The organism is Pseudomonas alkylphenolica (assembly GCF_004025535.1).
Lineage (GTDB): Bacteria > Pseudomonadota > Gammaproteobacteria > Pseudomonadales > Pseudomonadaceae > Aquipseudomonas > Aquipseudomonas alkylphenolica_A.
This window is the reverse complement of the sequence record NZ_QJRG01000048.1, coordinates 620,558-633,488: the sequence shown is the minus strand read 5'-3', so window position 1 is coordinate 633,488 and position 12,931 is coordinate 620,558. Positions and strand designations below refer to the sequence as shown.

Sequence of the window (12,931 nt, the reverse complement as noted above, 5' to 3'; positions counted from 1 at the left end):
GGCCAGCTGCTCGATGGCACGGGTGGTGGTGCGGATCAGTTCAAGCCCTTCCCGCGTTGCCAGATCGGCACCGCGAGCGGCTTCGGCGGCCTGGGCGGCATTACGGGCGACATCCTGGGCGGTGGCGCTCATTTCCTGTGAGGCCGTTGCTACCTGGTCCACCTCGCGGTATTGCTGCTGCATGCCGGCGCTGGTCTGGCTGGCGATCGCCGCCGACTGGTCGGCAGTGCCGCGGGCGTCTTGCACTGAGGCTTTAACATTGGCGATTACCGGTTGCAACTTGTCGAGGAAACGGTTGAACCAACCGGCCAGTTCGCCGAGTTCATCCTGGCGGGCGTAGTCCAGGCGGCGGGTCAGGTCGCCTTCGCCACTAGCGATGTCCTTGAGCATGGCGGCGACCTTGAGAATCGGCCGGGTCACGCCACGGGCAGTCAGCCAGATCACGATCAGGCCGAGCACGGCGGCGCCCAGGGCCATCAGCAGGCTGCCCAGGTTGGCGGCGTTGTTGTGGGCATCCAGGCGCGCATTGAGTTCAATGGCCGGCGCCTGCAACACGTGCTCCGGCACCTCCAGCAATACGCTCCAGGGTTGCGCGCCGGGCACCGGTGCGAACGACTGGGTGACCTGCAGGGTACCATTGTCGCTGAACTCTGCCGCCTTGCCGGCGCGCATCTGGGCAGAGAGGTCACGGCCATGCTGGCCGAACACCTCTTCAAGCTTCTTGCTCAGCTGGCTGCCGTCCTGGCTGTGTCCTGCCAGCAAGCCGGCAGGGCTGATAATGCTGAGCTGGCCATTGCCATCGAACAGTTCCTTGCGCCCGTCCAGGCTTAACTGCTGCAGATTGTCGAGGCTGATGTCCAGGCCCATCACCCCGATGATCTTGCCGTCCTGCTTGAGCGGGAAGGCGATGCTGGTCATCAGCGGAGTGCGGTCGCCGACGGTATCGAAGTACGGGTCAAGCACGCAGGCTTCACCGGTCTCCAGCGGGCAGGTCAGCCAGCGGTTGTAGGCCGAGCCGTTGGCCGAGAGGCTGGTGTCGGCCAGCATTGACTCGGGCATCGCCTCGGATTCCAGCTGGCCCGGATTGGGTTGTGACCAGTACAGGGAAAAGCGTCCGGATTCATTACTGCCCACGGCTGGCTGGTCAACGAAGGCGCTGTCCTTGCTGTCCAGGGCATTGGGCAGGAACACCAGGTACAGCCCCAGCAGCTCGGGGTTGCCGGCCAGGGCTTTCTCGGCTTGCTGGGTCAGCAGTTGGCGAAGGTTGTCGGGGTTCTGTTGCCGGAGCACCAGCATCAGGTTCGAAACACCGTTGCCGTACAGGTAGGCGTCCTGGAAATAGCGCTGGATGTGCGCCGCCTGCAATTGCGCATAGGTATGCAGGCGCAGACGGGCATTCTGGTCGAGCATCTGCGTGCTGGCGCTGTTGACCAGCGCGGCACTGCGGCTGGACTGGAGCAGCGCCGCCGTCATCAACACCCCGACGATTGCCAGCAGGCACAAACCGGCCAGCAGGGTGATCTTCCATTGGATAAGCAGGCGGCGCAGCAGCATGGTGACGTCCTTGTATGTCCAGGGGTTGAATAGCAAAAGCCCGTCATGGGCGACGGGCTATTGTTGTACAGCGCGTTACTCGGCGATGTAACTGGGCGGTGCAACCTTGAAGGCTTTGGTCAGGTACGCCAGGTACAGCACCCCGACGGCAGCCCACACGCCACCGAACATCAGCGAGTTCTGGTTGAGGTCCAGCCACAGGATGGCAATGATGCAGAAGCCGATGGTAGGTACGACCAGGTACTTGAGCTTGTCCATCAGGGTCTTGTTGCACCCTTCACGCAGGTAGCAGTGAACGATGACCGAGAGGTTCACGAAGCTGAAGGCCACCAGTGCGCCGAAGTTGATCACCGAGGTGGCGGTCACCAGGTCGAAGTAGATCGCTGACAGCGAGATGAAGCCGACCACGATGATGTTGATCACCGGTGTCTTCCACTTGCCGTGCAGGCGGCCGAAGTAGCGTTTCGGAATGACGTTGTCACGGCCCATTACGTACAGCAGGCGCGACACGCTGGTTTGCGAAGCAAGGCCCGAAGCCAGGGTGTTGATCACGGTGCAGCAGATAAAAATCGACTGGAACAGCTTGCCGCCGACATACAGGGCGATTTCCGGCAGGGCGGCTTCGTGGTCCTGGAAGCGGTCCATGGTCGGGAAGAACGACTGAATGTAGAACGACACGGTGATGAAGATCAGGCCACCGATCAAGGCGGTCAGAAAGATTGCGCGCGGAATGATCTTCTCCGGGTTCGCGGTTTCTTCCGACAGGGTGGTGACCGCGTCAAAGCCCAGGAACGAGAAGCACAGGATGGTGGCGCCGGCGACCAGAGTATTGAGGTGAGTGTCCGCGCCGGAAAAGGGCAGCAGGCTCCACGGCGTACCCAGCCCTTCACCGTGGTGCAGGCCCTGGATGGTCAGGTAGATGAACACCGAAATGATCGCGACCTGGACGCCGACAAACAGGGTGTTGAAATTGGCCACCAGATTGATCGAGCGAATGTTGATCAGGGTAATGACCGTGACAAATCCGACAACCCAGACCCACGCCGGTACGTCCGGGAACATCACCGACAGGTAAAGCTTGGCCAGCAAGGCGTTGACCATGGGCAAAAGCAGGTAGTCGAGCAACGACGACCAGCCGACCAGAAACCCCACATGCGGGTTGATGGCGCGGCGGGCATAAGTGTATGCAGAGCCCGACTCAGGGAAACGACGAACCAGAATGCCGTAGCTGACAGCAGTGAAGAGAATCCCGAGCAGGGCCAGCAAATACGCGCTGGGGACGTGCCCGTTGGTGATGCCGGAGACAATACCGAAGGTGTCAAAAACGGTCATTGGCGTCAGATACGCCAGGCCGATGATGACCACATGCCAGAGCTTCAGGCTCTTTTTCAATTGGGTGTCAGGTGCTGAAACGGCGTTATTGGCCATGCAGGACGCACTCCATCATCAGGGAGGAACCGGAGCTGAACTTGCCGTACATGGCGCGATTTGGCTGGTGGGGTGGAGCGAAGAGAACGGGTCCTTTGTTCTGCTGCGAGGGTGCTCGTGACGAAAATGGCATGATGGGTAGCGATTGCCCGAATTTGTTAGAAATTATTTTTTTGAGACGTGAGGCGGGGTGAAAAATAAGAACTGTGACTGATGTGTGTCAATTAAAATTTAACAAGACGTTTCCGGTTTTCCGTTTTCCGCAGCGATTCGCAACGGAAAAAATCAGCTAAAGCACTGAAAAATAAAGGAAAAAGTAAAAAATACGATGTCTATAAAAATAGACGGTCAGTTTGTTCTTTTGTCGGGTTGCCGATTTTTATCGAGTATTGTAGGCGGGTGACAGGCGGTGCACGGCATGCCTCCTGCGTTTGATGCAAATCAAGCCCCCTTGGCCGAGACGGGGGAAACTGACATTCCGTAGCCCGTCTTGTCGGAGCCCCGTCATGTTGGAGGACCCTCAAAGCCACAACGAGCAGATCGTCGAACACGATCGCGTTGTGCTCGACTCACACGGTTTTATCGATACGCGCAGGTTCCATGGTGGTATCGGTTCGCTGGATGTGTTGCGCGCGCTGCGCAGCAGCCGCCAGCAACAACGGCCATTGTCATTGAACCTGCAATTGCCGCCTGGCGTGTGCATGGCCGGCAAGGCCATCGACGCCTATATCGACTGCCTGGCCCGGGAGATCGACCTGGTTGGCTGTCATCTCGGCCGGCAGCAGCGTGTCGAGCAACTCCATCTGGGTGGCGCAACGCCGGGGCCGGAGCTGTTGGTGCGCCTGTTGGCGCCACTGCGTAAACGTTTCAGTGTCTCCAGCCTCGAGGGCGGCGATTACAGCGCCGATGTGGATGTAAACCATACCGGATGGGCGACTATCGGCCTGCTGCGTGAACAGGGATTCAATCATGTCAGCCTGTTTGGCAGTGACCAATCGCAGGATCCGGTGCCGTTCCATTCGCTGATCGATGCGGCACGAACCTTTGGCTATCGCACGGTGAGTATCGAGCTGCGGTATGGCCACGCGTGGCAAACTCCGGTGCTTTTTCTCCAGCAGCTGGCGGGCCTGGTAGAACTCGAACCCGATCGCCTGTTGGTGCTGGACTGCGCCCAGGCGCCCCAGCGCCACGCCCAGTGGCGCATGCGCCCGTCTGGCGCTGAGCAGGACAAGGTGCTGATGCGCCACCTGTGTTTACAGCACTTGCTGGCGGCGGGGTATCAACATATCGGCCTGGGGCAGTTCGTGCGCCCGGATGACGACCTGGCGGTGGCCCGCGAACGGGGTTATCTGGGCCGTAACGGTCTGGGCTTTACGCCATATGGGTATTGCGATCATGTCGGCCTGGGATTGGGTGCGATCAGTCAGTTCGAGACCTTGTACGCGCAGAACACCCACGCGCTGAATGACTACCTGACGCAGCTGCAACGGGGCCAGCTGGCAACATGCCGCGGCTGGCGCCCTGGTTCAACCTCATGATGCGAGGCACTCCCCTCATGACCAAGCCTTTTGCACTCAACCCTGCGCACCCCGAGCGTATCTGCTGGGGCTGTGATCGCTATTGCGCGAGCAAGGCGCTGGCGTGCGGCAACGGTGCCGAGCGCACGATGCACCCTGCCGAGCTGTTTGGCGATGACTGGCACCAGGAGGGCGATTGGGGGATAGCGCCGCCCATCAGCAACGAACACCCTGCGGGTGAAGGGTCCATTGACCATCGCAGGCAACGCTTGCTCCCTTAGGCTCAGAACGCCTGCTGATGCCTGTCCAGTTGCTGATCCACCAGCCATTTGCCGTGGGCCAGTGAGGCGTGCTGGGCATTATCCAGATCTGCCAGGTAGGCCATTTTCAGCGGGAGTGGCAGGCGTCGGCTGGTATGGCCTTCGGGATCGGTGATCACGCAGCCGCCGGCGAACGGCGTGGGAATGCCCTCATGGGTTTCGACGCTGGCGGTGATGGTGTGGTTGCGATGCATGCATTGAAGGGTTTTCATCGTCCTGACCTCGCTCTGAATGCAGGCTGGGCTGCTTTTTCGGGCATACCACAGCAAGGCACCCGGGTGATCCGGGGCGACGAACGAAAATCAGCTGCAACAACGACGAAAAACAAAAACGGCCGCTATCAGCGGCCGTTTTGCGCTGCGTTACCGATCAGAACTCTGTCGGCTGGATGATCTCGACCCAGTAGTCGTCCGGGTCCTTGATGAACGCCAGGTGCTTCATCCGGCCGTCGCTCAGGCGCTTCTGGAAGGTGACGCCCAACTGCTCGAAGCGCTCGCAGGCGGCGCGGATGTCCGGCACCGAGATGCAGATGTGACCAAAGCCGCGAGGCTCGGTGTTGCCGTTGTGGTAGGCAAATGCCGGATCGTTTTCGCTGCCATGGTTGTGGGTCAGCTCAAGGATGCCGGGGATCGACTTCATCCACTCGGTACGCTTGGCGGCATCGGCCGGGATCTGCGCCTTGTCGACCAGTGCGAGGAAGTACAGGCTGAATTCGGCTTCAGGGAAGTCGCGCTTTTCAACCAGGCTGAAGCCCAGCACGCGGGTGTAGAAGTCCAGCGACTTGGTAACGTCCTTGACCCGCAGCATGGTGTGGTTGAAGACAAAGTTCCGGGTCGCGGCATCCGGTTGCGCGGTGACGCCCGGGAGGGTGTCAAGATGGTTCAGGCTCATGGGCACTCCGCTTGATGGGGCTGGCAACAGCAAGGCCAGCAAAACAGTCAGGGGCTCATGATACGGAACTGAAGCGATTGCGCAAACGAATTGCGCCCCGCCTGGAAAGGGCGGGGCGCAAGAATTAGATGCCCGCCGAGGCGGGCGTATGGGGCGCTAGTCCGTTAGCAGTCTTGATCCTGACCGTGTCGATGTGAAAAAAGTGTGAAGAGAACCCTTACGTACGCAACCAGCCGTCGACTGTCTTGGCGCCGTACTGCTCTTTCCAGGCTTTGAGGCCGCGGTGGTTACCACCCTTGGTTTCAATCCGTTCGCCGGTATGCGGGTTTTCATACACTTTGACCACGCGAGCACGCCGGGTTTTCGGCGCGGCAGTCACACCTTTGCTCGCCGCTTTGGGGTCGAGGATGGCGATGATATCGCGCAGGCTCTTGTCGTAGCTTTTCATCAGCTCGACAAGTTTGCGCTCGAACTCGATTTCGCGCTTTAGGCCGGCATCCTTTTTCAGCGCCTCGAGTTGCGCCAGTTGTTCCTGAAGCGCTTTTTCGGCAGCACGAAATTCTGCAAGTCTGGACACTGTCATCACTCCTTTATGTCTGCAGTGGCCCGGTATGCGTAGAAACAAGGAGTTACCTGAATAACGCAGCCGCCACTGGGTTGGGCACAACATCGCACTAATAAATAGTGTAGTAGTCACCAGGCGATGGGTAAACATTTAACTTTTAACTTCGCTGTAACGGAACTTTCTTACTTATTTGAGCGTTAATACAAAACAACTAGTCGGCTGCCTGTCCGGTGCCTTAGACCAAGGTCCAATGTCGCGTGCTAGAGCGGTTGCGAGATAATTTCAGATCAGCATCCGGCTGCATCGACGCTGGGTGTATTGCCCCAGCCCGGATGGCTGGCGGCTGTTTTTGCCACTCTTTTGGATAGTGCTTCCCATGTTTTCCCCCTTTCCTCACGCGTGCGGGCGTGGCCGTATCGGCCTGCTTGCGATGTTGGCTGCCTCTTCGACTCAGGCTGCAGGTTTTCTTGAAGACAGCAGTGCCAAATTCGAAGCACGCAATGTCTATTTCAATCGTGATTTTCGCGATGGACATTCCAGTTCCAGCCAAGGCGCTTCAAAGCGTGAAGAGTGGGCCCAGGGCTTCATTCTCAATGTGCAGTCCGGTTACACCCAAGGCCCGGTTGGCTTTGGTGTCGACGCGTTAGGCATGCTCGGGATCAAACTCGACTCAAGTCCTGCCGACAGTAATAGTGGACTGCTGCCCTCCAGCGGCCATGATCCACGTCATTCCGAAGACCAATATGCAAAATTGGGCGTGACCGGAAAGATGCGCTACTCCAGGACCGTGCTCAAGCACGGTTCGTTGTTGCCGGACATGCCGTTGCTTAAATACAACGATGGCCGCTTGTTGCCCACCCAGTTCCATGGGGCGCTGCTCACGTCGGAAGAAATCAGCAACCTCAAATTCAGCGTTGCCCGCCTGGACAAGTACACCGCACGTGATTCCACTGACCGTCAGGATATTCGCGTGCATTGCAAGAACAAGCGTTATGCCTGTGATATCACCGCCGATCATTTCGACATGGCAGGCGTCGACTACAGCTTCAACGAACGCCTCAGTGCCCAGTACCAGGTAGCCAAGCTCGAGAATATCTACCGTCAGCATTTCTTCGGGGTGCTGGCCAGCCAGCCGCTGAGTGTCGGCAAGCTGTCGGCAGACCTGCGCCTGATCAAAAGTGACGACATCGGTAACGCCCGTGCCGGCGATATCGATCACCGGGCGTTCAGCGCCATGCTCGGCTACAGCCTGGGCGGGCACAAGGTCAGTGGCGGCTGGCAGCGCATGTACGGCGAAAATGCCATGCCTTACCTCGATGGCAGTAACCCGTACCTGGTCAACTATGCCCAGGTCAACGACTTCGCTGCTGCGCAGGAACGCTCCTGGCAGTTGCGCTACGACTACGACTTCAAGGCGCTGGGCGTGCCGGGCCTGAGCTTCTTTACCCGCTACATCAATGGTCACCACATCAAGGTGCCGGGCAGTCTTGACGAGGGTAAGGAGTGGGAGCGCGATACGGAGCTCAAGTACCAGGTGCAAAGTGGCACGTTCAAGGATGTCAGCGTGCGCCTGCGTAACTCTACGTTCCGCAGCAACTATGAGAAGTATGCCCGCGACATGGACGAAACCCGGGTGATCGTCAGCTACAACTTCTCGATCTGGTAAGTTGCAACATTGCCAGTGCGGTTCGGCCGGTCGATTATGTCGACTGGCTGACCCTTGGAATGCATTGCAATGAAACAGCTGCTGTTGATCGGAATCGGGCCGGGCAATCCGCGCCAGATTACCTATGAAGCCGTGGATGCATTAAACCGCACCCAGGTGTTCTTCGTGCTCGACAAGGGCGAAGGCAAGAACGAACTGCTGCAACTGCGCCAAGATATCCTCGAACGTTACGTCACCCGGCCCGGGTATCGCGTGGTGCAGGTCCGGGACCCGCAGCGCGAGCGTCATGCCCATGACTATCTCGGCGCCGTGCAGGGCTGGCACCAGCAACGGGCGGCACTCTATGCCAGGCTGCTGGAAAGCGAGCTGGGCGAGGGCGAGTGCGGCGCCTTCCTGCTGTGGGGTGACCCGACGCTGTATGACAGCACCTTGCGCATTCTTGAACGGGTACAGGCGCACGGCCTGGCGTTCGAGCTTGAGGTAATTCCCGGTATCAGCAGCGTACAGGCTCTGGCGGCACGCCATCGTGTGCCATTGAATCGTATCGGCGAGCCACTGACGCTATTGCCTGGGCGGCGCCTGCCCGAGCAGAAGCAGATCGACAACATGGTGGTCATGCTCGACAGCCACGGTGCCTTTGCCGAGCGCGACGAGCCGGACCTGTGGATCTATTGGGGAGCGTACCTGGGAATGGCGGATGAACTGCTCATCAGCGGGCCACTGCAGCAGGTCAAAGCCACCATTCTTGCGCAGCGCGAGCAGGCTCGCGCACGCAAAGGCTGGATCATGGACACTTATCTGCTGCGTCGGCCGCTGTAGCCAGGCGGTTTTTCGCTTCGATCCATTGCGCCATGTACTGGGTGCTCTTGTGCTGGTGATGACGCAGCATGGCCCCGGTAAAATTGAACAGGCGGTGTTGGTCCAGGTCGCTCAAGGCGTATTCGATACGCTCGACCAGGGCAGCGCTGTGCGGTCGTCGGTCAAAACGGGCGCGCAGCAGTTGCAGGCCCTGCTGTTGTGCGTTCAGCCAGCGTTGTTCATCGCTGTACAGCTGTGCTGCCGCTTCGGCCAGGGCTTCGGCGGTGCTGGCCACGGCGCCCGGCCAGGGCAGGGCGCCGTGCATGGCTTCGGCGCCGATCGGCGTGGTTACGCTCGGGGTGCCGCAGAGCATCGCATCGGTCAGTTTGCCTTTGATCCCGGCGCCGAAGCGCAGCGGCGCCAGGCAGATGCGCGCATTGCTCATCACCTCGAGTGCGTCCTCGGCCCAGTTCATGACGTGAAAACCTTCTGCGGGTTTGTGCAGTGCAGTGGCTTTAGGCGGGGTGTAAGCGCCATAAATGTGCAGTTGAGCCTGCGGCAGGCGACGGCGAATCATCGGCCACAGGGTGTTTTTCATCCAGAGCACGGCATCCCAGTTGGGGGCGTGGCGGAAGTTGCCGATGCTGAGAAAGTTCGCCCGTTGTGCAAAGGGTTTGAACGGTGCGCCGGGCACATCGACCATCAATGGGCACCAGTGCAGCAGGTGCTCGGGCACGCCGAAACCGTTGGTCAACAGATCGATCTCGACATCCGAGGTCATCAGGCTCAAGTCACTGCGATAGATTGCGGCCAGTTCGCGCAGGGTCAGGTCGGCGCTGGCCATCTGCCGATACAGGTCGGGCCCCGAGGTGGCGAACAGGGCACGGAAATCATTGGGGTCCAGGCCTTCGATCAGCCGGCGGCGCAGCAGCTGCTGGCGCGCATCGCGCAGGCTTTGCAGGTCGGACGTTTCCAGCACGCGCAGGGCACTGGGGCAGTGTTTCTCTACACGCCAGCCAAACTGTTCTTCCATCATGAAGCGGTCAAACAACACCACATCAGGCGCCAGTTCGCTGACAAACCGGTCGAAACTGCTGTCGTTGAGGGTGATGGCCTGCTCGACAATCCCCAGGGCAGACAGGTCGGCCTTGTGCTCACCGACCGCTGCCGGGCTGCTGAACGTTACCCGCCACCCGCGCTGCACAAAGCTTTCGAGGATCTGCATCATGTGTCCGCCGGCGGCCGAGGAGCGCGGCTCGGGCCAGACGTAACCGATGACCAGGACGTTGAGGGTGGGGCTGAGCATGAGCGCGAGGGACCTTGAAAAAGCGTGTATTAAACCAGATTGGCACGCTGCAGGCGGTCCTCATCGTCAACCGTTGAGCAGGGCGTTCACCTTGTCACGCAACTGGTCGATGCTGAACGGCTTGCCGATCAGGTGCATGCCCGGCGGTACCTCGATTGAATCGGTAAAGCCGCTGGCAAACAGGATCGGCAACAGCGGGCGCGCCTCGCGCGCCCGGTTGGCGAGGGTTTTGCCGTCCATGTCCGGCAGGCCGACATCGGTCATCATCAAGGCCAGCGGTTGCTCAGGGTTGTTAACGACCTCCAGCGCGGTGGTGGCGTCCTGGGCCTCGATCACCGAATAACCGAGTTCGCTGAGCACTTCGACGATCAACATGCGCACGATGGCATCGTCTTCGACAACCAATAAGGGTTGAGTGGGAGAGGGCATGTTCAGCGTCCTGTTCAATAAGCGGTTTATATTCAGTACGTCTGGCCCCGGTCGAAGTTCCCGGCCGTTGTTGCAGGATAGCGATCTGCGCCGTTGCAGGGAACGATTGCGCAATCATGCTCTCAAATGCTGGCTAAATGCCCTGCCAGATTGGGCAAAGCTGTTTAGACTCATAGCTATCAGGCTGCCCCCGCAGCCATTGTCGCGAACTAAGGAACGGTTTTCTCGACAGGTTCGCCACTTTCTTTTGTTTGATTCACTTGCTTGGAACTGTGCAATGACTCAACCCGCATCGATCGACCAGCAAAGTTTTCGCAAACTGCTGAGCCGCAATATTGGCCTGCCGCTGGGTGTCGGTCTGCTCAGCGCCATCGTCTTCGTCGTGGGCATCAGCTATTTGCTCTCGGCCATCCAATGGGTCGAACACACCGACCGGGTGATCAATAACGCCAATGAAGCGGTAAAACTGTCGATCGACATGGAAACCGGTATGCGCGGCTATCTGATCACCGGTGACGAACGCTTTCTGGAACCCTACGAGGTGGCCAAGCCACAAGTATTCTCCAGTCTCAGCGGCCTGCAGCAACTGGTGATGGACAACCCGCAGCAGATTGACCGTCTGGAGCGCCTGAAAGGGCTGCAGCAGGAGTGGAACGCGTTTGCCAGCGAAATGATCAGCGTGCGTCGCCAGAGCGGTGACATCGGCACGCCGATCCGCAGTGGCCGTGGCAAGCGCATCACCGACGAAATCCGCAAGGAATTCGATGCATTCATCACAACCGAACAGCAGTTCCGCATGGCGCGTAACGAGCAGGTCAACTCGATTACCGTCACTGCGATTTCCGTGTACCTGGTGTTTGTCGTGCTGCTCAGCGCGTTGCTGGCGTATCTGGGGCGGCGCGACCTGCTGGCGCTTTCGGCCAGCTACAACAGCAACCTGCAGGCCCAGCAGCGCTCGACACAGCGCCTGGAACAACAGGCCTGGTTGCGCACCGGGCAGACACAACTGGCCGAACAGGTGTTGGGCCAACTGACATTACCGATGCTGGGCAGCAACATTCTTCGTTTTTTTGCCAGTTATCTGGGGAGTGCGGTGGCGGCTCTGTATGTGCGTGATGAGCACGGCGGGCTGCGCCGGGTCGCCACCTACGGATTCTCCCGTGAGCAAGCGGAGCGTGAGCACCAGGTCGGACATCAGGAAGGGCTGCTCGCCCAAGCGGTAAGCCAGGGCCGTTTGCTGCGCCTGGACGAGGTGCCTGAAGATTACTTCAAGATCAGTTCCGGTCTGGGCGAAGGGTTGCCGCGCAGCGTGATCATCATGCCAGCCAGTAACGACGGCCAGATCAATGGCGTGGTGGAACTGGGGTTCCTGCGTACATTGACCGACCGAGACATCGAGTTGCTGGAACTGGTGGGCGACAACCTTGGCACCTCCATCGAAAGCGCCCGCTACCGTCAGCGCCTGCAAGAAGTTCTGGCGGAAACCCAGCAACTCAACGAAGAGCTGCAGGTACAGCAGGAAGAGCTGAAAACCGCCAATGAGGAGCTTGAGGAGCAATCACGGGTACTGAAGGAGTCCCAGGCGCACCTTGAGACCCAGCAGGCCGAACTTGAGCAGACCAACGAGCAGTTGGCCGAGCGCACCGAAGCGCTGGAGTTCAGGAACGGTGAATTGAATCAGGCCCAGCGTGATCTCAAGGTACGTGCCGAAGAACTACAGCGCTCTAGCAAGTACAAATCCGAGTTCCTCGCCAACATGTCCCACGAGTTGCGTACGCCGCTCAACAGTTCGTTGATCCTGGCCAAGTTGCTGGCGGAAAACACCCAGGGCAACCTCAGTGACGAGCAGGTGAAATTTGCCGAGTCGATCTATTCGGCCGGCAACGACCTGCTCAACCTGATCAACGACATCCTCGATATCGCCAAGGTCGAGGCCGGCAAACTTGAAGTGCGCCCGCAGACTACGCAGGTGGCGCGGCTGGTTGATGGCTTGCGGCTGATGTTCGAACCGTTGGCCAGTGACAAGCAGCTCAGTTTCAGCGTGGCTATTGAGCCTCAGGTGCCCGCCACGCTGTATACCGATCGCCAGCGCCTGGAGCAGATTCTCAAGAACCTGTTGTCCAATGCCGTGAAGTTCACCGAGCGCGGGCAGGTGAGCCTGACCGTGCACTGGCAGGCGGGCAACGGCATTGTCTTTTCGGTGCGTGACAGCGGTATCGGTATCGCCGCCGATCAACAGCAAAGCATTTTCGAAGCGTTCCACCAGGGCGATGGCACCAGCAACCGGCGGTTTGGCGGGACGGGCCTGGGCCTGTCGATTTCCCGCGATCTGGCGCAGTTGCTTGGCGGGCAGATCAGCGTCGACAGCAGCCCGGGCAAAGGCAGTGTGTTCAGCCTGATCCTGCCGGAGCACTATGAGCCGGCCGGCACCCAAGTGCCGGCGTTGATCGTCAATCA

Annotated in this window: 10 protein-coding genes and 2 pseudogenes; 5 read left to right on the top strand and 7 right to left on the bottom strand. The window is 59.4% G+C overall.

Annotated elements, in window-relative coordinates; translation table 11 throughout:
* Nucleotides 1–285: 285 nt before the first annotated feature.
* Nucleotides 286–1,296 (bottom strand): annotated as a pseudogene (locus DM813_RS29090) (HAMP domain-containing protein); the annotation flags it as partial.
* 333 nt (nucleotides 1,297–1,629) lie between these two features.
* Entirely contained in the window at nucleotides 1,630–2,982 is a 1,353-nt protein-coding gene (locus DM813_RS23385) for an APC family permease (RefSeq protein WP_128325769.1), read from the bottom strand.
* 506 nt (nucleotides 2,983–3,488) lie between these two features.
* Here DM813_RS23385 and DM813_RS23380 point away from each other — a divergent pair.
* Entirely contained in the window at nucleotides 3,489–4,520 is a 1,032-nt protein-coding gene (locus DM813_RS23380; RefSeq protein WP_128325768.1) for a coproporphyrinogen III oxidase, read from the top strand.
* 17 nt (nucleotides 4,521–4,537) lie between these two features.
* Complete coding sequence (locus DM813_RS23375) at nucleotides 4,538–4,780, top strand: DUF3079 domain-containing protein (RefSeq protein WP_128325767.1); 243 nt, start codon at nucleotides 4,538–4,540, stop codon at nucleotides 4,778–4,780.
* 2 nt (nucleotides 4,781–4,782) lie between these two features.
* Here the strand turns inward: DM813_RS23375 and DM813_RS23370 are convergent, their stop codons facing one another.
* The 3 genes from DM813_RS23370 to DM813_RS23360 form a co-directional block, all read right to left on the bottom strand.
* Nucleotides 4,783–5,031, bottom strand: a complete 249-nt coding sequence (locus DM813_RS23370) for a hypothetical protein (protein ID WP_128325766.1) — start codon at nucleotides 5,029–5,031, stop codon at nucleotides 4,783–4,785.
* 157 nt (nucleotides 5,032–5,188) lie between these two features.
* A complete protein-coding gene (gloA, locus tag DM813_RS23365) occupies nucleotides 5,189–5,710 on the bottom strand; it encodes a lactoylglutathione lyase (protein WP_128325765.1) in 522 nt (173 codons plus the stop codon).
* Nucleotides 5,711–5,927: 217 nt separating this feature from the next.
* A complete protein-coding gene (locus DM813_RS23360; RefSeq protein WP_128325764.1) occupies nucleotides 5,928–6,287 on the bottom strand; it encodes a histone-like nucleoid-structuring protein, MvaT/MvaU family in 360 nt (119 codons plus the stop codon).
* Between the two features lie 364 nt (nucleotides 6,288–6,651).
* Between DM813_RS23360 and DM813_RS23355 the strand changes: the two genes are divergently transcribed.
* A complete protein-coding gene (locus DM813_RS23355; protein WP_128325763.1) occupies nucleotides 6,652–7,941 on the top strand; it encodes an OprD family porin in 1,290 nt (429 codons plus the stop codon).
* Nucleotides 7,942–8,010: 69 nt separating this feature from the next.
* Nucleotides 8,011–8,760: a precorrin-6A synthase (deacetylating) gene (gene cobF / locus DM813_RS23350; RefSeq protein WP_128325762.1), complete on the top strand. Its 750-nt coding sequence runs from the start codon at nucleotides 8,011–8,013 to the stop codon at nucleotides 8,758–8,760.
* On the opposite strand, the gene DM813_RS23345 is transcribed toward cobF, so the two are convergent.
* Together DM813_RS23345 and DM813_RS23340 are read right to left on the bottom strand one after the other, a co-directional pair.
* Complete coding sequence (locus DM813_RS23345) at nucleotides 8,726–10,045, bottom strand: glycosyltransferase (protein WP_128325761.1); 1,320 nt, start codon at nucleotides 10,043–10,045, stop codon at nucleotides 8,726–8,728. The genes cobF and DM813_RS23345 overlap by 35 nt on opposite strands.
* Before the next feature lie 66 nt (nucleotides 10,046–10,111).
* Complete coding sequence (locus tag DM813_RS23340) at nucleotides 10,112–10,474, bottom strand: response regulator (protein WP_128325760.1); 363 nt, start codon at nucleotides 10,472–10,474, stop codon at nucleotides 10,112–10,114.
* Nucleotides 10,475–10,751: 277 nt separating this feature from the next.
* Here DM813_RS23340 and DM813_RS29085 point away from each other — a divergent pair.
* Nucleotides 10,752–12,891: pseudogene (locus tag DM813_RS29085) on the top strand (CHASE3 domain-containing protein); the annotation flags it as partial.
* Nucleotides 12,892–12,931: the final 40 nt, after the last annotated feature.